This window comes from Sphingomonas sp. Leaf242 (assembly GCF_001422045.1).
GTDB lineage: Bacteria > Pseudomonadota > Alphaproteobacteria > Sphingomonadales > Sphingomonadaceae > Sphingomonas.
This window is the reverse complement of the sequence record NZ_LMLW01000007.1, coordinates 169,871-189,977: the sequence shown is the minus strand read 5'-3', so window position 1 is coordinate 189,977 and position 20,107 is coordinate 169,871. Positions and strand designations below refer to the sequence as shown.

17 protein-coding genes and 1 pseudogene are annotated in these 20,107 nt (G+C 65.9%); 8 read left to right on the top strand and 10 right to left on the bottom strand.

Features of this window, described 5'->3' with window-relative positions; genetic code table 11:
• Nucleotides 1–749: 749 nt before the first annotated feature.
• Together ASF09_RS05375 and ASF09_RS05370 are read right to left on the bottom strand one after the other, a co-directional pair.
• Nucleotides 750–1,763, bottom strand: coding sequence for a zinc-dependent alcohol dehydrogenase family protein (locus ASF09_RS05375; protein ID WP_060525266.1), 1,014 nt, complete (start codon nucleotides 1,761–1,763; stop codon nucleotides 750–752).
• A 34-nt stretch (nucleotides 1,764–1,797) separates the two neighbouring features.
• Entirely contained in the window at nucleotides 1,798–3,000 is a 1,203-nt protein-coding gene (locus ASF09_RS05370) for an MFS transporter (RefSeq protein WP_235529651.1), read from the bottom strand.
• Between the two features lie 105 nt (nucleotides 3,001–3,105).
• Between ASF09_RS05370 and ASF09_RS05365 the strand changes: the two genes are divergently transcribed.
• Nucleotides 3,106–3,702 carry a TetR/AcrR family transcriptional regulator gene (locus ASF09_RS05365; RefSeq protein WP_060525264.1) on the top strand — a complete coding sequence of 199 codons (597 nt, stop codon included), beginning with the start codon at nucleotides 3,106–3,108 and terminating at the stop codon, nucleotides 3,700–3,702.
• 39 nt (nucleotides 3,703–3,741) lie between these two features.
• Here the strand turns inward: ASF09_RS05365 and ASF09_RS05360 are convergent, their stop codons facing one another.
• Nucleotides 3,742–4,344, bottom strand: a complete 603-nt coding sequence (locus ASF09_RS05360; RefSeq protein WP_235529649.1) for a TMEM175 family protein — start codon at nucleotides 4,342–4,344, stop codon at nucleotides 3,742–3,744.
• A 179-nt stretch (nucleotides 4,345–4,523) separates the two neighbouring features.
• Between ASF09_RS05360 and ASF09_RS05355 the strand changes: the two genes are divergently transcribed.
• Nucleotides 4,524–5,306: an alpha/beta fold hydrolase gene (locus ASF09_RS05355; protein WP_060525263.1), complete on the top strand. Its 783-nt coding sequence runs from the start codon at nucleotides 4,524–4,526 to the stop codon at nucleotides 5,304–5,306.
• A gap of 179 nt (nucleotides 5,307–5,485) precedes the next feature.
• Complete coding sequence (locus ASF09_RS05350; RefSeq protein ID WP_060525262.1) at nucleotides 5,486–6,328, top strand: alpha/beta fold hydrolase; 843 nt, start codon at nucleotides 5,486–5,488, stop codon at nucleotides 6,326–6,328.
• A 44-nt stretch (nucleotides 6,329–6,372) separates the two neighbouring features.
• Here the strand turns inward: ASF09_RS05350 and ASF09_RS05345 are convergent, their stop codons facing one another.
• Nucleotides 6,373–9,297 (bottom strand): sensor histidine kinase, encoded by a 2,925-nt coding sequence (locus tag ASF09_RS05345; RefSeq protein ID WP_235529646.1) that lies wholly within the window; start codon nucleotides 9,295–9,297, stop codon nucleotides 6,373–6,375.
• 289 nt (nucleotides 9,298–9,586) lie between these two features.
• On the opposite strand from ASF09_RS05345, the gene ASF09_RS05340 reads away from it, so the two are divergent.
• From ASF09_RS05340 to ASF09_RS05330, 3 genes are all read left to right on the top strand, one after another.
• Nucleotides 9,587–10,201, top strand: coding sequence for a M17 family peptidase N-terminal domain-containing protein (locus ASF09_RS05340; RefSeq protein ID WP_060525261.1), 615 nt, complete (start codon nucleotides 9,587–9,589; stop codon nucleotides 10,199–10,201).
• Between the two features lie 17 nt (nucleotides 10,202–10,218).
• Nucleotides 10,219–10,908, top strand: a complete 690-nt coding sequence (locus tag ASF09_RS05335) for a response regulator transcription factor (protein WP_082444147.1) — start codon at nucleotides 10,219–10,221, stop codon at nucleotides 10,906–10,908.
• A gap of 115 nt (nucleotides 10,909–11,023) precedes the next feature.
• A complete protein-coding gene (locus tag ASF09_RS05330) occupies nucleotides 11,024–11,596 on the top strand; it encodes a helix-turn-helix domain-containing protein (protein WP_060525259.1) in 573 nt (190 codons plus the stop codon).
• 200 nt (nucleotides 11,597–11,796) lie between these two features.
• On the opposite strand, the gene ASF09_RS05325 is transcribed toward ASF09_RS05330, so the two are convergent.
• Complete coding sequence (locus ASF09_RS05325) at nucleotides 11,797–12,717, bottom strand: LysR family transcriptional regulator (RefSeq protein WP_060525258.1); 921 nt, start codon at nucleotides 12,715–12,717, stop codon at nucleotides 11,797–11,799.
• A gap of 87 nt (nucleotides 12,718–12,804) precedes the next feature.
• On the opposite strand from ASF09_RS05325, the gene ASF09_RS05320 reads away from it, so the two are divergent.
• Nucleotides 12,805–13,839 (top strand): aldo/keto reductase, encoded by a 1,035-nt coding sequence (locus tag ASF09_RS05320; RefSeq protein WP_060525257.1) that lies wholly within the window; start codon nucleotides 12,805–12,807, stop codon nucleotides 13,837–13,839.
• Nucleotides 13,840–13,849: 10 nt separating this feature from the next.
• Nucleotides 13,850–15,072: pseudogene (locus tag ASF09_RS05315) on the top strand (MFS transporter).
• On the opposite strand, the gene ASF09_RS05310 reads toward ASF09_RS05315, so the two are convergent.
• The 5 genes from ASF09_RS05310 to ASF09_RS05290 form a co-directional block, all read right to left on the bottom strand.
• Entirely contained in the window at nucleotides 15,063–15,368 is a 306-nt protein-coding gene (locus ASF09_RS05310) for a UBP-type zinc finger domain-containing protein (RefSeq protein ID WP_060525256.1), read from the bottom strand. The pseudogene ASF09_RS05315 and the gene ASF09_RS05310 overlap by 10 nt on opposite strands.
• The gene (locus ASF09_RS05305; protein WP_060525255.1) at nucleotides 15,368–17,023 is read right to left on the bottom strand and encodes an FAD-dependent oxidoreductase; all 1,656 of its coding nucleotides are present in this window, start codon (nucleotides 17,021–17,023) and stop codon (nucleotides 15,368–15,370) included. The genes ASF09_RS05310 and ASF09_RS05305 overlap by 1 nt, the downstream gene beginning before the upstream one ends.
• Nucleotides 17,020–18,402, bottom strand: coding sequence for an FAD-containing oxidoreductase (locus ASF09_RS05300; protein WP_060525254.1), 1,383 nt, complete (start codon nucleotides 18,400–18,402; stop codon nucleotides 17,020–17,022). Before ASF09_RS05300 ends, ASF09_RS05305 begins: the two co-directional genes overlap by 4 nt.
• Nucleotides 18,402–18,857: a DUF4126 family protein gene (locus ASF09_RS05295; RefSeq protein ID WP_200912527.1), complete on the bottom strand. Its 456-nt coding sequence runs from the start codon at nucleotides 18,855–18,857 to the stop codon at nucleotides 18,402–18,404. Before ASF09_RS05295 ends, ASF09_RS05300 begins: the two co-directional genes overlap by 1 nt.
• A gap of 203 nt (nucleotides 18,858–19,060) precedes the next feature.
• A complete protein-coding gene (locus ASF09_RS05290) occupies nucleotides 19,061–19,900 on the bottom strand; it encodes an RMD1 family protein (RefSeq protein WP_056049717.1) in 840 nt (279 codons plus the stop codon).
• Between the last annotated feature and the right edge of the window lie 207 nt (nucleotides 19,901–20,107).

Below are 20,107 nucleotides of genomic sequence, written 5' to 3'. Positions count from 1 at the left end.
GAGCCGGACGGCACGAACGGGGTATCTCCCCGAGCCGCAAAAGCGTATGCTGCGGCATCGCCATCACCCTTGCCGCGAGCACGGTGACGATAGAGAGCTGGGATCAGCTTCCGCCCGCAGTGCCGAGTGCCTGCCATGCCTAACGTTCAAGATTACGATCTCGAGTACAGCAAGAAGCGCGAACAAGCCGAGCGGCAGGCGTCGGCCCTGGCGAAGGACATGTGCTCCAAAGCCGTCCATCGATCCTTGGCAATGCTGTATGGCGATCGCGTTATTTCTGCCCGGCGCGCGATCAATGAGCGCCGCTTGAACCCATAGCGTCAGCGACGGGGCGCGGTTCAGTTTAAGTCGACTATCGCCGTCGCTGCAATGAACCGGTCAGAAGCGCAACGGGAGTTTTCCGAGGCATCGCACCATCGCCGCATGAGGCTAGTTCCCGATTTTGCTAAGGGACAGGTCCGCGACCTCTATGTCCGCTGGCGCTCCAAGAGGTCGGCCGATCCTATGACGTGATCTACCTGGAGTAGGACGAGCAAGAGCAGGCGTCGCACCGGAGGCGTCAGCCTTTCGGTCAGATTCCAACCTATGAGAAGGCGACTGCTGCTCTTCGAATCCGGCGCGATCATCTATCATATCGCCAACGCGCACGGTGACACGCTGCGGCCCGCCGATCCGCGGCACGAGCGCGCGGGGTCGAATGGACAGGGGGACGCTTTCGCCAGCATTCGCATGCCATCGGGCGGGCGCGGTCAGAACGCGATCATCACCTTGCCGAAATGGCCGGCAGCGGCGAAGTAGCGGACAGCGTCCGGCGCATCGTCGAACGCGAAAGTCCGGTCGACGACCGTCGTCATGCCGTTTGCCACCATCGCGTTGAGCAGATCGACGAACATCGCGCGGCTGCCGTTGGCGATGCCACGGATCGTCACGTTCTTGATGATGAGCGACAGATAGTCGGGGATCGCCGGCCCCTCGCCCGGCGACACGCCGACAACGATAATCCGCGCGTTGGCCGCCGCCGCTGCGACCGACTGGCCCAGCGTATCGACGCCGCCGGTTTCGATCACGATGTCGGCACCCTTGCCCTCGGTCTGCGCGATGACCTCGGCCGCCCAATCGGGCGACGTTCGGTAGTTGATCGTGATGTCCGCGCCGAACGCGCGTGCAGTCTCGAGTTTCGCATCGTGGGACGAGGTGATCGCAACCCGCGCGCCGCGTGCCTTGGCGATCTTCAGCGCGGCAAGCGAGACGCTGCCGGTGCCGAGGCACAGGACGGTGTCGCCAGCCTTTACGTGACAGATCTCGACCAACGCGTTCCAGGCCGTCAGCGCCGCCGACGCGAGTCCGGCGACGTCTGCGTCGGCCAATGCATCGGGCACGCGGATGAGCGCCGCTGCGGGCAGGACGACGCGCTCGGCCAGCCAGCCGTCGTGCGTGATGCCGATATCGTGCGCGAAGACGTCCGATCGGAACGCGCCGTCGATCCAGCTTGCGAAATGGCCGCAGACGACGCGGTCGCCGATTGCGACTTCGGTCACGCCCTCCCCGATCGCGACGACCTCGCCGACGCCTTCGGACATCGGGATGCGAGTCTCGGGCTGGCGGGGACCATAGGTGCCGCGCAACAGTTGCACGTCGCGACTGATGAGTCCGACGAGACGCGGTGCGACCAGTGCTTCGCCGGGGCCAGCGACGGGCTCGGGCCGGGTGGTCGCGACGAGGGCGTCGATGCCGTCCTGCGCGCCGATCTGATAGGCTTTCATCGAAATCTCCTGAGTTAGGCGCATGATCGGCGCATCAATCGAATGCCCGTGGACCGGGCTTGAAGGCGTGGCGGCGCGCGCGCGTCGCGATTACGAGCGCCAGCAACGTCGGCGCCAGCACGGCCCAGGCGAGCGAACCTGCACCAAGATGGTCGAGCATCACGCCGCCGACCATCCCGCCGGCGGCAATCGCGCCGTTCCACGTCGTCGTCAGCATCGCATTCGCCAGATCGACGCCGTCGCCCGCGGCATCGGCCAGCGCTGTCTGGAGCTGCGTCGCGGCGCCGCCGAACGACAGACCCCATAGGATCGTCGCCGCGATCGTCGCGACGGGGCTAGCCGCAAACAGCCCGAACGCCAACGACACCGCCGCAAATACCGTCAGGCTGACGAGCACGAGTGGCCGCAACGCCCGGTCGATCAACACGCCTGTCACCCAGATCCCGACCAGCGCGGCAACGCCAAACCCGAGCAGGACGAGGTCGAGGCGGCCTTGCACACCCGACAACGCGGCGACCGGCGCGATATAAGTATAGAGGATGTTGTGCGCGGTGATCCACGCGAACAGCGTGACGAGCACGGTGCGTACGCCGGGCGTGCGGAACACGCGCGCGATCGACAGTCGCTGTTCCGCCGGCTGTCCGGGGAAATCCGGGACCTGCCACAGCACCCAGCCGATCAGGATCAGAGTCGTGATCGACATCAGCCCGAACGCCATACGCCAGCCGAGCGTGGTGCCCAGCATCGCCCCCAGGGGAACGCCGATCGACAGTGCCAGCGGCGTACCGACCATCGCGATCGCCAGCGCCTTGCCGCGCAACGGCGCGACGACCATCCGCCGCGCATAGCCGGCGATGATCCCCCAGCCGAGCCCCGCCGCGACTCCGCCCATGAACCGCGCGACCAGCGTCAGCGCGTAGGAGGTCGACACCGCGGTCACGCAGTTGAAGATGAGGAACCCGACAATCGCGACCAGCAGCGTCGGCTTGCGACGCCAGCCTTGCGTGTACAGCGTCAGCGGGATCGCCGCGAGCAGCGACCCGACCGCATAGACCGTCACCGTCTGCCCGGCGAGCGACTCCGATACGTCCAGTCCCGCGGCCATGTGCGGTAACAGTCCGGCGGGCAGCGTCTCGGTCAGGATCGCCGTGAAGCCTGTCATTGCCAGCGCCAGCAAGGCTGAAATCGGCAGCGTCTCGCTCGCGCCGACGTCGGTCGGAATAGGGTTTGAACGCACGAAACACTCACTTCTGGATCGAATGATCCAGTGCAGTCGACCACCTAACGCGGCTTGTCAACGAATAATGGATCGATTAATCCACAACGTCAGGAGTGGAGACTTATGGCAAGGAGCGGACGACCGCGTGGGTTCGACCGGGATGCGGCGCTGGACAGCGCGATGCACCTGTTCTGGGAGCACGGGTATGAAGGCGCGTCGCTGCTGACGTTACGACACGCGATGGGCGACATCTCGTCGGCAAGTTTCTACGCGGCGTTCGGCTCGAAGGAAGCGCTGTATCGTGAAACGCTGGCACGATATCTGGCCCGGCATGGCAGCATCGTCGACGCGCTCGACGACGAACGACTGCCGCCGCGCGCGCGGCTCGAACAGGCTTTGTTGGGCTCGGTCGCCGTGCAGACCGATCTTGCGCATCCGCAGGGCTGCATGGTCACGCTGTCGGCAACGATCTCGTCAGAGCTGAGCGCACAAATCCGGGCGCTGACCCGATCCGAACGCGACGTGACGCGAAACGCGCTGCACCGGTGCATCAGTGCCGGCGTGGGCGCGGGTGATCTCGGCCCAACCACGGATGTCGCAGGGTTGGTCGCACTGTACGATGGTCTATTGCTGGGCATTTCGATCCAAGCTCGAGATGAGGTGCCAGCGAGCGCGATCCGGGCCGGGATCAAGCACGCGATGGCAGCTTGGCGGGATTGACACGACGGCCTGTGCAATGGATTTCGTTGGCCGCAAAAGTCATATCTGACCCTGAAGGTTGAACGCTCGGATGATCCTGCGGTCAGGGATAAGCCACAAGCCGATGACGGCACAGTATAGCGCGATCGCGGCCCAGCGGCTCGCGAACGCTAGCGGCACCGCTATGGCGTAGAGCGCGATACTACCCCAGCCTTTCCAGTCCGAGCCGATCGCTCGCGCAACGGCCGACTGTTTGCCGTTGCGGGCGATGATGGCGCGCTCGGTGAGCGAATATCCGATTGCCGCCAGTCCGAGCACGATCCCGTAGGCGGCGGTGGCCCCTGCTGCGAACTGCGTTTCGTCGAGCCAGCGGATCACGAACGGCACCAGGCTGAGCCAGAACAGCAGGAACAGATTGGCCCACAAGACACGTCCATCGATCCGTTCGACGACCGAGAACATGTGGTGATGGTTGTTCCAGTACAGCCCGACATTCACGAAACTCAGCGCATAGGCGAGCAGAATGGGAGCGCTTCCGGCGAGCGCCCCTAGATCACCGCTTTCGGGAACCTTGAGTTCCAGCACCATGATCGTGATGATGATCGCGATGACGCCATCGGTGAACGCGGCGACCCGCTCCGGTCCCATGCGACGCTCGGTCATAGGCACTCCCTGTTCCCACTCCGAAAGCGGTATCAGGTCGCCGCGGACGATCACAGCGACGCGAGTGTGCCGCGATCGCAATATGTCGGCCCCGCGCAAAACACGTCAGAATTTGCCAAGAACCTTGCGAGGCGGCCGGGCATGGAAGGTGTGGAAACTTGTCTCGGGAGCGGAATGATATGAAGCACTGGATCGCCGTTTTGGCAGCCACAGCGATGCTCTTGCCGTTAGCCGGCGCACACGCGCAACCAGCGGGCCAGCGCCCGACCATCGTCCTCGTCCACGGCGCGTTTGCAGAGTCCGGATCGTGGAACGGCGTCATCGAACTGCTTCGACGCGACGGCTATACCGTCATCGCCGCGTCGAATCCGTTGCGCGGTGTAGCGAGCGACGCGGCGTCGGTTGCGGGCGTCGTCAACGCCGTGAAGACCCCCGTCGTACTCGTTGGCCATTCCTATGGCGGACCGGTCATCGGCGAAGCGGCCGCGCATGCGCATAACGTGAAGGCACTGGTGTATGTCGCCGCCTTCGCCGCGGACATCGGCGAGAGCGCGTTCGCGCTGACCGGCAAGTTCCCCGGCGCCACGCTCGGCGCGGCGCTCGCACCGCCCGTCGTGCTGCCCGATGGCACCAAGGATCTGTACATCGAGCAGGACAAGTTCGCGGAACAGTTCGCCGCGGATGTTCCGGCAGCGCCGGCCGCGCTGATGGCGGCGACGCAGCGCCCGGTCGCCGAGGCTGCACTCAACGAGCGCGCGCTCACGGCATCGTGGAAGACCATCGCGTCATGGTTCATCTACGGCAGCGCCGATCTGAACATTCCGCCCGCCGCGCATGCCTTCATGGCAAAGCGCGCCGAAGCCAGGAAGACGGTCGTGGTCCCAGGCGCATCGCATGTCGTGATGACGTCCAATCCGAAGGCTGTTGCCGCGTTGATCGAAGCCGCAGCGACCGCGCCATGAGCTCGCGAACCGGCGGCATCGTTCTGCCGCGACCAGAGGACACGCCCATGCCGGAAACCCTTCGCGAGTTGTCGAGACGCTCGGTCGTCATCGCCTCCGCATCCGCGGTCGCGGCGACGCTTCTGCCGACGATGACCTTCGCCTCACCCCTTCCCCCTCTACCGAACGGAGTTCCGAGAATGAGCAGCGGATTCATCAAGACCAAGGACGGCACCGACATCTTCTACAAGGACTGGGGTCCGAAGGAGGCGCAGCCGATCGTGTTCCATCACGGCTGGCCGCTATCGTCGGATGACTGGGACACGCAGATGCTGTTCTTTTTTGCCGAGGGCTACCGCGTCGTCGCGCATGATCGCCGTGGACACGGCCGGTCGTCGCAGGTCGATACCGGCAACGACATGGATCATTACGCCGCCGATGCCTCCGCGGTGGTCGAGCATCTCGACCTGAAGCGGGCGGTGCATATCGGTCACTCAACGGGCGGCGGCGAAGTCGCGCGCTATGTAGCGAAGTTCGGCCAGCCGCAGGGCCGCGTCGCCAAGGCCGTGTTGGTCAGTTCGGTACCGCCGCTGATGCTCAAGACCGCGGGCAATCCCGGCGGTTTGCCGATCTCGGTGTTCGATGGCCTGCGCAAGGCGCTCGCCGACAACCGCGCGCAGTTCTACATCGATCTGGCGTCGGGGCCATTCTACGGCTTCAACCGACCGACCGAAAAGCTGTCGCAGGGAGTGGTCGACAATTGGTGGCGCCAGGGCATGATGGGCGGCGCGCTCGCGCATTACGAGGGAATCAAGGCGTTCTCTGAGACCGACCAGACCGCTGACCTCAAGGCGATCACGGTCCCGACGCTCGTGCTGCAGGGCGACGACGACCAGATCGTGCCGTTCGCCAATGCCGCCGTGCTCCAGGCCAAACTGCTCCAGAACGCGACGCTCAAGATCTACAAGGGCTTTCCACACGGGATGCTGACGACGCATGCCGACGTCATCAACCCGGATTTGCTCGCGTTCGTGAAGAGCTGAGCGCTACGCGATCGGCGGGAGGGTGCCGATCGTCGCCTTCCCGCTCATCGATAGGCGATCCGCGCCGGGATCGTTACGCTGATCTCGGTACCGGACTTGGCGTCGGACTTGGGGTCGGACCGGATTGCAAGCGTTCCACCCATTGCGACGGCACGTTCGCGCATGCCGATCAGGCCGTAATGGCCGGGTCTATGCCCGCTTTCGCGGACGTCGGACGGAAGGCCGAGACCGTCGTCCGTTACGGTGATGACGAGCTTGTCGGAACTCGATCGGATTGCGACGCCGATGCGATCCGCCTTGGCATGACGCACCGCATTGGCGAGCGCTTCGCGGACGATCTGCGCGATCTCATCGGCAACCGGTGCGCAGACCGGTCGCTGGACGCCCTCGACGTCCAGGTCCCAGGTCAGCGGCGGCGCGACGATGTCTTCGGTGATCGCGGTCAGCAATGCAGGCAGCACCACCGGTTCCATATTATCGCGCAGGAACCGGACCCGGTCCCGGCCGTCGAGCAGTACGTCGTCGGCCCGCTCCAGCACGCCCTCGAGGCTGGTCCGCGCACGGTCGCCGCGCGGCAGCAGTTCGACCACCGACTGAAAGCGCAGCATAAGCCCCTGAAATCCCTGCAACAGCGTGTCGTGAAGCTCGCGGGCAATGCGCTCGCGCTCCGCCAGCTGGACCTCGAACCGGCCGCGCGTGCGGTCGGCGATCGCGCGGACCCGACGCCGATACAGCAGCCACCCCAGGACCAGGATGGCGGTGATGCAGAGCGCGACGAACGCGTAGGTCTGATAGAAACGCGGCGCGATCGTGAACGCAAGCACCGCGCCGTCGCGGTTCCAGACGCCGTCGTTGTTGGCGGCGATGACCCGGAAGCGATACGTGCCGGGGCCGAGATTGGTATACAGCGCCTCGCGGGCTTCACCGGCGTCGACCCAGTCGCGATCGATCCCCTCGATCCGGTACCGGAAGCGGTTCGCGGTCGCGTTGGTCAGGCTCAGCGCGGTGTAACGGATCCTGACATGATTGGTGCCGGCGGGAAACACGACCGCCCGCGTTCCAGGCGTCTGCTCGGCGCCACCGGAATCGAGCGAACGGATCTGCACGGTCGGCGGCAAACGGTTGCGCGACACGTGGCGTGGGTCGATCATCGCCAGCCCCTTGTTGGTCGCGAACCACAATCGCCCCGCCGCGTCCTCGGCGATATCGTTTGCGTCGACCATGTTCGAGCGCGCGCGGAAATCCTCCTGATACCCGAAGCGTTCGAAGGGGAGCGGCGTGCCGGGATGCGCGAACGCCGCATCGAGCGCGACGGTCGCCATCCGGACGATCCCCGTCGTGCCGATCACCCATGTCGACCCGTCCGCGGTCTGAATCAGGCCGGTCAGCCCGACGAGGAACGTGTATGACCGATCGGTCAGCGATGCCAGTCGGCGGCCGTCATAGCGGGCCAGTCCCTGGTCGCCGACGATCAGCAGGCCGTGGCGGCTGGGCACCATCGTCCGGGTGGAGCCGACGACGTGATCCTCACGCCGCCACAGCCGAGTCTCGGAGCCGTCCTTGAGCCGCGCAAACCCCTTGAAGACACGCGCGAACACGACCCCGCCTGCGCCATCGCTACGGATACGAGGTACGGAGGAGCCAGCCGTGCCCGCCGCGCCGCCGACCGGCTGGAGACGGTCACCGACGACACGGTAGACCCGGTCCGCCCCCGTCCAGAACTGGCCGTTGGTATCCAGCGCGCAGGTCATCGATATCGGACCGCGGATGGGCGTTACCTTGCCAAGCTTGCCCGATCGGTCGATGTCGAGCAGCCATTTGCCGCGCATGCTGACGACCAGCACGTGGCGACTATCGCCGCACAGAACGCCGATATCCGTCATTGGGAAAATCATGGACGGTTTGCCGTCGCGGGCGATCCGGTACACGCCGGACAGCCCCGCGACGAAGACGGGCCCGCCGCCGGTCGGTCCGACGAATCCCGATACGAGGGCCTCGGTCGTCTCCGGCTGGACGATATTGCTCGGTGAGAAGCGGTCGAGCCCGGACTCGGTACCAACCCAGATATTGCCCTCGCGGTCCTCCAGCATCGACAGCGTCAGCGATGCCGTCAGCCCCTGCTTCTCGGTGAACATCTGGATCGGATCGCGGTTTTCGGGACGATCGAGCGATCCGGCCGGCAGCCGCCCCAGCCCGGTGTCCTGCCCCAGCAGCCAGAGATTGCCATCACGGTCGAACACCGGCTTGGGGAAGACGAAGGGCATCGTGACGGGTCCCGATCGAAACGAGCTGCCCCCGCCCGTCACCGGCCGGATCCGGTCGCCATTCCATTGCCAAAGGCGACCGCCCGGACTTTCGGCGAGCGCGGCATAGGTGTCGCTCGGAATCCCGACGTCGATGAACCGCGTGCCGCCGGGTTTGAGCAGCAGCATCCGGGGACGCGCCGACACATAGATCCCCCTGGACGTACTCAGGATATCGCCGATCGCGGTGTCCGGTATGCCCTGCCGAGCCCCGAACCGGGACCAGCGCCCGTCCGACAATCGGCTGAGGACCAACTTACCCTTCGATTCCACCGCGAACCAGATCGCGCCGTCGCGCCCCTCGACGATGCGATTGACGCCGCCGACGGGCGGTGACGGGTTGGCGCCTTTGAGGATACCGCCGCGGAACACCGCGACACCACCAAAGTCATAGCCGACCCAGATGTCTCCGTTGCGGGCAGCCAGCAACGCGGTGATCTGCGGCGAGCGATAGGGATCCTCGTCGACGGGAACGATCCGCTCGAAAACGAGTCCGTCGAACCGGTAGAGGCCGGTTGCGGTGCCGAGCCAGAGATAGCCGTCCCGGCCTTGAGCGATCGCGCGGATGTTGCCGGGTGCACCGTCGCCCAGTGTCCAGCGGGAATGGCGCAGTTGGGCGATCGTCCGCGTGGGATCGAGTGCCGATGCGCCAGTCGTCAGGGTCAAAAGGCCGGCGGCCCCCACGATAAGGCGGGTGGATGCCCAGAGCCCTGTCATGCGCAGATACCGAGATCGTGCAGATAATATGACAATGTCCAACCCAGCGACGATAATCTACGTTACGTTTACGAAACAACCTAATGCAAGAGTTTGCACGATACACCAACGTCAATGTCCAATATTGCGCCGGCGAACGTCATGATTATCCAAATTCTGTCAGCCCGGTCCACGATCCTTGCGTATCACGATGCTATGCGATGGGAGAGGTCCCGGATCGGACCAACGGGAGAACAGGATGCCGCCGATGGATGGCCGTGCGGACGACGCGGTGACGATCGGGACATGGCGGCGCGTTCGCATCGATGTCGCGCCGCGCGATGCGGTGAGTGCGGAGGTGGCGGTGGCGATCGCAGGCGTGTTCTCTTACGAGATCGGACGGAACAAGCCCGGCGGTGGCTTGGGCAACCTCGATGTGGCACTTGGCGGCGCGATCACGCGGCTGCGCGCCGACGGTATATTTCGTGCCGAGCCAGGCGAGGTCCTGACTCTGTCGGCGCCGGCGCGACCGATCCATGCGGCCACCGTCCTCGCGATCGGTCTCGGCAACCCGGCGGCTTGGACGCCAGCCGTGATGCGCCAGGCGGTCGCGACGGCAGCGCGCGAAACGATCCGCCTCGACGCCGAGTCCGCTGCCTTCGCGCCAAGCCTTATCGATAGCGGGCTGAACCCCGACGGCCTGTCTGGAACACCGCAGGCAATGCTGGAGGGGTTGTTCGATGCGCTGCCCGACGACCGACCCGACGATGGATGCGGGACATTGTCGCGCTGGCTGTTCTATGTCGGGGCAGTACGTTTCGATGCAATGGCAGAGGTCTTCCGCGACACCTTCGACCGATTGGCCGCGCGCTGATGGATCAGCGACTTGTCATGTCCCTCGGACACGGCGCAGGGTTTCCGCTTCGCAGTCCCCAACCTCGTGAGTTCGCCGTGCCGTCATCGCCACAGATCCGCATCATGATCGTCGACGATCATCCTTTCCTTCGCGAGGGGGTAAGAGCCGTGATCGAAACGCAGGCTGATCTCGCGCTCGTCGCGGAGGCCGAGTCCGGCGAACAGGCGCTCGCGCTGTACCCGACGCATCTGCCCGACATCGTCCTGATGGACCTGCAGATGCCGGGGATCGGCGGCGTCGACACGATCGCCGCGATGCGCAGCCACTGGCCGCTGGCGCGTATCATCGTGCTGACGACCTATTCGGGCGATGCGCAGGCGTTGCGCGCGTTGCGCGCCGGGGCTGCGGGCTATCTGCTCAAGAACACGCTGCGCAAGGAACTGCTCGACACGATCCGCTCGGTCCACGGCGGTGGCAAGCATCTCAACGCGCAGGTGGCGTCGAGCATAGCCTTCCACGTCATCGAGGATGCGCTGACCGAGCGCGAGATCGGCGTGTTGTCGCTCGCCGCGTCGGGCAATTCCAACAAGCAGATCGCCGCTCGGCTGGCCGTCACGGCGGAAACCGTGAAGGGCCACATGAAGCTGATCTTCTCGAAACTCGGCGCCTCGGATCGCACGCACGCGGTGACGATCGCGGCCAAGCGCGGGATCATCGAACTCTGATTCTGGGCTGCACCGCGCCCCACTAAAGAGGGGGCGATCGCCACCCCAGGCGGGGCGCAGCCGATCGATACACATCCGTTATGTTTTCCGCACGGGTTGCGAGGGAGAACAGGCGATGCTGCACACGGCCCCAACGATCACGGCCCTGCCCCACGGGTTCGCGCCGTCCGTGGCCGCGAGCTTGCTGGCAAACGCGGTCAGCACGCTCGATCACAATCCGCACGTCGCACGGCATTACCTCGAGCGGCTCGCGGCGATGTTCGTCGAGGACGATCCGCAGCCGATCCGGAAGTCGGTCAAGGGCGGGCTCGCCGCATGGCAGTTGCGCGGCGTCGTCCAGCATATCGAACAGTGGCTGGGATCGACGGTCGGTCTCGATGCGCTGGCCGAAGTGGCACGACTCAGCACGGGGCATTTCTGTCGCGCCTTCAAGGTGACGACGGGCGAAACCCCGCACGCGTTCCTGATCCGTCAGCGCGTGCGTCGCGCGCAGACGCTGATGCTGCGGACCGACGAGACGCTCAGCCAGATCGCCTATGCCTGCGGGCTGACCGATCAGGCGCATCTGACACGGCTGTTCCGCCGCGTCGTCGGCGTGACCCCGCTCGTCTGGCGACAGACCTGGCAACGCTCGCACGCTGATGTTCAGCGAGATCACCGAGCCGGAGACCGATCATGTCCGACCTGATGCTCGTCAACGCGAACGTGAGGCCGGGCGGATAGACGTGCAGATATACTGGCACGCCGCCAAGCCAACCTGTCTCGTGCTGGCAACCGTGCCCGAAATAGCGTCTACCTTAGGCCTGACACGGCGGACGCATTCGTAAAGATCTGAAACGGTTTTGCGCATGACAAGGCGGCGGACGGCACGAGTTAGCGTTGCCCACGCTATGCCGCTAGGCGCGCGGCGAGGAAATCGACGAACACGCGGACGCGGGCGGGCATGTTGACGCCGCCGACGAAGACCGCGTGGATGAGTTCGACGTCGCCAGGGTTGAGGTCCTCGAACAGGGGGACCAGCCGGCCCGCGGCAATATCGTCGGCGACGCTGAACGTGCCGACACGCGCGATCCCGACCCCAGCGACGGCGAGCTGGGCGACCGTCTCGCCGTTATTGGCCTCGATATTGCCCTTTACCGACAGCGTGATGTCACGGCCGTCGCGCCGGAACGGCCAGACCGGCTTGATCCGCCGGAAATTGAAGTTGAAGCAGTTATGATCGCGCAGGTCTTCGGGCGTGGGCGGCATGCCGCAACGGGCAAGATAGGCGGGTGACGCGACGATCACGCGGCCGCTTTCGCCCAGCTTGCGAGCGGTGAGCAGGCTGTCCGCCAACGGGCCGAACCGGACCGCGACGTCCGCCTGCCCCGCCGCGACATCGACGATCGAATCGCTCAGCGCGAAATCGAGCACGATGTGCGGATAGCGGCGGACGAATTCGCCGAGCAGCGGGACGACGCACAACCGCCCGTGCGAGAGCGCCGCGCTGACCCGCAACCGACCCCGGGGCGCGCCCTGGTCGGCGATCTGCTGTTCGGCGTCGTCGAGATCGGCGAGAATCCGGCGCGCGCTCTGGAAATAAGCCTGTCCCTCCGCGGTCGGCGTCAGCGCACGGGTCGAGCGCAGGAGCAGCCTGACGCCGAGCCGTGCCTCGATCCGATCGATCGACCGCGCAACCGCGGACGGCGTCAATCCCAGCACGCGGCCCGCACCCGAAAAACTGCCCGCGCGCATCACCGCGGCGAAGACCTCCAGCGATCGGGCGCGATCGGCTCCCACGCCCATCGCAGTGTCGGCCTTTGCGTCCATATCACAGATCCTTCGCCGCTCCGGCAGCTAATCAAAGCGAGCGCTACCGGCCATCTATGCGTCTACAGCGCAATCGGGAACACGCACATGGATTATCGGCAATTGGGATCATCGGGGCTTCGCGTGCCCGTGCTCAGCTTTGGCACCGGGACGTTCGGCGGCACCGGTCCGCTGTTCGGCGCATGGGGTCGCAGCGACGAGACCGAGGCGCGGCGATTGGTCGACGTCTGCCTCGATGCGGGCGTCACGTTGTTCGACACCGCCGATGTCTATTCGAACGGCGCATCGGAAACCGTGCTCGGCGCGGCGATCAAGGGGCGGCGCGAGCAGGTGCTGATATCGACCAAGACCGGGCTGCCGATGGGCGACGGACCGCAGGACTGGGGCGCGTCGCGCGCGCGTCTCGTCCGCGCGGTCGAGGACTCGCTGCGACGGCTCGGCACCGATCATGTCGATCTGCTCCAGCTTCATGCGTTCGATGCGTCCACCCCGACCGAGGAACTGATGGGAACGCTCGATACGCTGATCGCCGCGGGCAAGGTCCGCTATGCCGGGGTGTCCAACTATCCGGGCTGGCAGGTGACGAAGGCGCAGGGCATTGCAGACCGGCACGGCTGGCCGCGCCTGGTCGCGCATCAGGTCTATTATTCGCTGATCGGCCGCGCTTACGAGGCCGACCTGATGCCGATGGGCGCCGACCAAGGCGTCGGTGCGCTGGTGTGGAGCCCGCTTGGCTGGGGTCGACTGACCGGCAGGATCGGGCGCGACCGGCCGATCCCCGCGGGCAGCCGCCTCCACGACACGGAGCAGTTCGCGCCGCCGGTCGAGGCCGAGCATCTCTACCGCGTGATCGACGCGTTGGAAGCGGTCGCCGCGGACACCGGCAAAACCGTGCCGCAGGTCGCGATCAACTGGCTGCTGCGTCGCCCGACCGTCGCGTCGGTGATCATCGGTGCGCGCAACGAAGCGCAGTTGCGCGACAATCTCGGCGCGGTCGGCTGGACCTTGTCGGTCGATCACGTGGCTGTGCTCGACGCGGCGAGCGAATTGCTGCCGCCCTACCCGCATACCCCGTACCGCCAGCAGGAGGGTTTCGCCCGCCTGAACCCGGCGCTGGTCTGAGGATCACGTGATGAAATTCAATCCCGCCGTGCTCGCCCTGTCCGTCGGTGCATTCGGCATCGGCGTGACCGAATTTGCGCCGATGGGCCTGCTGCCCGTCATCGCCCATGATCTCGGCGTGTCGATCCCGAGCGCCGGGTTGCTGATCAGCGCCTACGCTCTGGGAGTGGTGATCGGTGCGCCGCTGATGACGCTGACGACCGGGGGAGTGCCGCGGCGGACATTGCTGATCGTGCTTGCCGGCATCTTCACCGCGGGCAACCTGCTGGCGGCGGTGTCGACCGGCTACGGCATGTTGATGGTCGCGCGAATCCTGACCTCGCTCAACCACGGCGCGTTCTTCGGTGTCGGCTCGATCGTCGCGGCCAGCCTGGTGCCGGCGGACCGGCGCGCCGGCGCGGTCGCGGCGATGTTCATGGGGCTGACGATCGCCAATGTCGTCGGCGTCCCGCTCGCGACGTTGGCGGGCGAGCATCTCGGCTGGCGCGCATCGTTCTGGGGCATTGCCGCGCTCGGCGTCGCGACGATGGCGGCGTTGCGCCTGACGCTGCCGCGCTTGCCGGCACCGGCGGTAGCGACGCTAGAGCCGAACTGCGCGTGCTGGCGCGGGGCCCGGTGCTCGGCGCGCTCGGCCTGACCGTGGTGGGTGCAAGCGCGATGTTCACCGTCTTCACCTATATCACGCCGATCCTGCGTGAGGCGACGCATGCCTCGCTTGGCTTCGTCACGGCAATGCTGGTGACGTACGGCGTCGGCCTCACGGTCGGAAACTGGCTCGGCGGGCGGTTCGCCGATCGCTCGGTCGATCGGACGCTGATCGTGACGCTTGCCTCGCTGGCGGTGATCCTGGTCGCATTCGCGGTGTTCATGCCGTTGAAGGTTCCCGCTGCGATCCTGATCTTCCTGTGGGGCATCGCGAGCTTCGCGCTGGTCCCGCCGCTCCAGATCCGCGTCATGCACGCGGCGGCGGATGCGCCGAACCTCGCCTCGGCGATGAACATCGGCGCGTTCAACCTCGGCAATGCGATCGGTGCGGCGCTGGGCGGCGGCGTGATCGCGGCAGGGCTGGGGTTCCCTGCGGTCGCGCTGGCCGGCGCGGCGTCGGCGGCGCTGGGGCTCGTCGCCGTGATCGTCAGCGTTCGCTTGCAATCGCGGACGCGTTCCGCGGCACTTGACCGGCCTTGTCCGAAAAATGCCGCCACTGCCGAAACGATCGTCGTCGATCAGACGTAGCGCGGGATGGGCCCTATCTGGGTGGTCTGGTTCGGCAGGGAGATCTCGATCTCGTCGATGTAGCACCAGCCCCAGCCCTCGGGGGGATCATAGCCTTCGATGATCGGGTGCTGCGTCGCGTGGAAATGCGCGGTGGCATGGCGATGTGGTGAATCGTCACAGCAACCGACGTGACCACAGTCGCGACACAGACGAAGATGCACCCACGGGCTTCCGATGGCGAGGCATTCCTCACACCCGCGGGCGCTGGGCGTGACGGCCCGGATCGTTCCCGTATGCTCGCAAGTCTCGGCCATCAGGTTTCTCCCTTGCTGCGTTCGGCGAGCTTGGTGTGGATCTGCGCGACGACGGCAGCACCCTCGCCGACGGCGGCGGCAACCCGCTTGGTCGAGCCCGCACGCACGTCGCCGATGGCGAACACGCTCGACATGCTCGTTTCCAACGGCAGGCCATTGCCACCGGTCACGACGAAACCCTTGTCATCCGTGGCGACGCATCCGTGCAGCCATCCGGCATTGGGATCAGCGCCGATGAACAGGAACAGGTGCCGCATCGCACACCGGCTGATCGATCCGTCCGTTCGGTTGCGAAAGCGCGCGGCAGACAAACCGTGTGCTGCATCGCCTTCCAGACCGATGATCTCGACGCCGACATGGAGCGTCACATTGGCGAGCGCGGCGATCCGATCGACCAGATAGCGCGACATGGTCTCGACGATCGGCCGACGGACGATCAGGTGAAGGTGCGATACGCGGGCGGCGAGAAACACCACCGCCTGTCCAGCCGAATTCCCGCCGCCCACGAGTGCCACCTCCTCGCCCGCGCAGAGCTTCGCCTCGATCGGGGAGGCCCAATAGGAAATGCCCTGCCCCTCGAACATAGCCAGATCGGGGATATCGGGACGGCGATAACGCGCACCCGACGCGATGATAACGGTCCGCGATCGGACGCGCCGATCACCCGACAGTTCGAGCGTCAGCGGATCGCGCCCGGCAGGGTCGGCGTCGCATTCGAGGCGCAGCGTCTCGAGCGGGATCACCATTTCCGCGCCAAACTTCAACGCCTGGTTGAACGCCCGCCCGGCCAGTGCCTGACCCGAGATGCCGGCGGGAAAGCCGAGATAATTCTCGATCCGGGCGGAGGCGCCGGCCTGCCCGCCCATCGCCCGCTCGTCCACCACGAGGACCGACAGTCCTTCGGACGCGGCGTAGACCGCCGCCGCCAATCCTGCAGGACCTGCGCCGACGATCGCAACGTCATACACCATCGCGGGGTCGAGGTCGGGGATCATGCCAAGGCAAGTCGCCACCTCTGCATTGGACGGGCGCTTGAGGATGGTGCCATTCGGGCACACCATCAGCGGCAGTTCACCTGGTAGCACCCCGGTTCGTTCGACCAAGGCGCGCCCTTCCTCATCGGCAGAGGCATCGAGCACGAGGTTCGGGTAGCCGCTACGTGTCAGGAACCCCTGGATACGGACGATGTCGGCGCTACCCGGTACACCGATCAGGATCGAACCTGCGCCGCCCTCCTCGATCAGTCCGACCCTTCGCAGGATCAGCGCGCGCATGACGACTTCGCCAACGTCCGCCGACCCGACCATCAAGGCGCGCAGATGCGCCGCATCGAACGGTAACGCCGTGCAGCCTTCGGCGCCTGCACGTCCCGCTGCGATCGATGGCCGGCCCGAAAGCTGGCTTACTTCACCCGTCAGCTGGCCTGGACCATGTGTCGTGATCGGCGCCTCGTGGCTCAACCCGTCGCGGCGGACGACATCGATCGCGCCGGCGAGTATCAGCCACGCGGGGGCGCCGAGTTCCCCAATCGCGTAGACAGGTTCGTCCGCGGCAAAGGTCCGCGGTGGGCCACTGGCGAACCTCTTCGCGGTCTCGAGCTGCGCGGTGTCGAGCGTCGGAAACATCTGCTGCCGGCGATCGTCGACGACGCTCATGGCATGGCCTCTGGTAGCTGGAGATCGAGCAGCACCGTCGGGATCAGTTCGGACACCGTCGGGTGGATCGGCACCGCCCAGCGCAGCGCCGAGATCGGCTGGTCGGCGCTCATCATGTCGAGGATGCCGTGGATCGCCTCGTCGCCTCCGGTGCCGAGAATGGCCGCACCGAGGATGCGCTGGGTCTCCCCATCGGCGACGATTTTCATGAATCCCTTAGTCTCGCCCTTCTCCACCGCCCGGCCGACCCTCGTCATCGCCCGCTTCGAGACGAGCACTTTCCGGCCGGAGGCGATTGCCTGCGCCTGCGTCATGCCGACGCGGCCTAGGGGTGGATCGATGTAGAGCGCGTAGCCCGGGATACGCTGGGATACGCGGCGATCGTCGCCATCCAGCAGGTTTGCCGCGACGATCTCGAAATCATTATACGCGGTATGCGTGAAGGCGCCGCGACCGTTGCAATCGCCCAGTGCCCAGATACCCGCGACGTTGGTCTCCAATCGATCGTCGACCGTGATGAAGCCGCGCGCGTCGGTCGCGACGCCGGCATGTTCCAGACCAAGATCGTCGGTGTTGGGACGACGCCCGATCGCCAGCAGGACGTGGCTGCCGACGACCGAAGGCTCACCCGTTTTGCACGACACGGCTACCGCGACGCCCTCTGCGTGGCGGGAGAACCCGATACAGTCCGCCCCCGTGCGGACCACGATACCTTCGTCTTCGAGCAGGGCACGGATCGCGTCGGACACGTCGATGTCCTCATGCGAGACCAATCGATCGCCACGCTCCACGATCGTCACCTGGGCGCCGAAACGGCGGTACATCTGCGCGAATTCAAGTCCGACATAGCTGCCGCCGACGACGACGAGATGCCGCGGGACCACGTCGAGCGCGACCATGTCGGTATTGTCGAGATGCGGCACATCGCCGGCACCCGGCATCGCCGGGACGTCCGCCCGCCCGCCGACGTTGAGGAAGATGCGGGGCGCCGTGATCGCCTCGTCACCGACCATCATCGTCTTGAGCCCGGTGAATCGCGCGTGGCCGCGCAGGAACGTCAGCCGCTCCATCGACGAGAGCCATCGTTCGTTGCCACCGCGGGCGTCCTCGACGACGCGTGCCGCCCGCGCTGCGACGGCGGGCATGTCGACCTCGACGATGCCCGTCCGTATCCCGAAATCCGCGCTCCGCCGGGCGAGGTGGGCTGCATACGCGCTGGCGACGAGTGTCTTGGTGGGCATGCAGCCGGTATTGACGCAGGTTCCGCCAACCAGATGTCGCTCGATCAGGGCGACCTGCCAGCCCTTCGCGGTAAGTCGTCCGGCAAGCGGCGGTCCAGCCTGCCCTGCCCCGACGATGATCGCATCGAAACTGCGCATCAGACGAGCGCCACCGCCAGCAGCGCACCGCCGATCGCGATAACGTCCTCGATCAGCGCTGCCGGACGGTCGCTGCCGAACGAGGCTGCGAGGCGGGCGCGAACCGCCGCGCCTCCAAGCGTGCCGATGACCGCTCCGATCACGCCGAGGATCGCTCCGATGACGACCGCGCCGGTCGCCGTCCCGAGCGCCGCGCCCGCTACGCCGCCGGTGACGAGCCGCGCGCCGAACTGCACGGGGGCCTTGCGGCTGGGCGTCGACGGAAGCTGATCGGTGATGAGTTCACCGATCGCGAGCAACGTCATCACCGGGGCCGTGAAGCGCCACCCGAGAATCGCGAGCCCGCTACCGTCGAGATCGATAATCCCGAGTTTGGCCGCCCATGCGACGGCGGCAAGCGGCATCATCGCCCGCAATCCCGCCACTATTCCGATTACCAAGGCCGCGAGCATCATGAGACGTCTCCCTCGGCACCGCGCATCCCGGCGGCCCATAGTACCACGACCGTAACGATTTTCCGGCCGCGACGCCATCGCCGATCCACCGCGGTCATGTCGGGCGACACCGCCGGCAGACGACGCTTTCAGACGGGACCCACACCACGATCTCCGCAGACCGTTTGCAGCGCCGAAAATTCACCCGTCCGTGCAAAACGCCTTCAGTGACGCCATAGCTCGTAGATATTGAGAACGACCTCGAACGCGATCAACCCGATCACGGCAAGCTCGAGACGTAACGAGCGCTTGTCCTGCACCAGGTCGAGCAGCCACTCGGCGGCGTCGCCGATGACTTCGAGCTTGCGTTCCATTGCACGCGCGCGGTCGCCCAGTTCGAACTCGGCTTCGAGGCGCCCATAAAGCCGGTCAAGTTCGGGGTGATCCCAGAGCAGGTCAGGCTTCTCCATGATCTGCGCACGGCCGACCACGCGATGTTGCGCCGCGAGAACATCGCCGATGCTCTGCATGACCCGCCGGATCGGCATGACCGCGCGACCATGGATGCGCAGCTCGTTGATCAGCGGTTCGACGCGATCGAAGGCTTCCGCGATGCGGCCTTCGTCGCGCGCAAGGACGACGCTTCGGGCGACCACGGTGGCGGTCAGCAACAGCCGTTCACGCGACGCCTCTTTCAGCCGGATGTGCCCGTCGGCACTCACGGACTCCTCGCGGTCGGCGCAGATCTCGATCCAGGCGGTTTCCGTTTCCGGCGTAGCGAGAGGCTCGATGATGTGGTCGGAAAGATGGGCGATAAGCCGGCGCTCGGTCTCGGCCGATGCCCCGATCAACACGAGAACGCCGTAGCGGAAGACGAATGCAGCCCCAACGCCTGAGAGGTCCAAAGTTTCGGGTTCGACAAAGTCTCGCAGATTGCGGGTGTCGACCCGCGTGCCGAGCAGTAATGCCCGCACGTCGCCCCTGCTCGGTTCGCCCGGCAACGCAGCACCCAGCACTTCCCTGATCCCGACGCTTACCGTTCGCAGCGATCCGCCATCAACCATGTCGCGTCACAATCATGGGGCGAGTCCTACCCGTTCGAAGCCGACCCGCCAATAACCGCTAAAAACAGCGACGGAGCCGACATACTGAGGGTTTGAGACAATCCCCCCGCCGCCAAGGATGCGGCGATGATCCAGTCGGGTTGGAGGCCGTGCTCGTGCAACGCTTCGTAAATGCGCTTCGAAGACCGAGCGCGTTGCCGCCGGTGA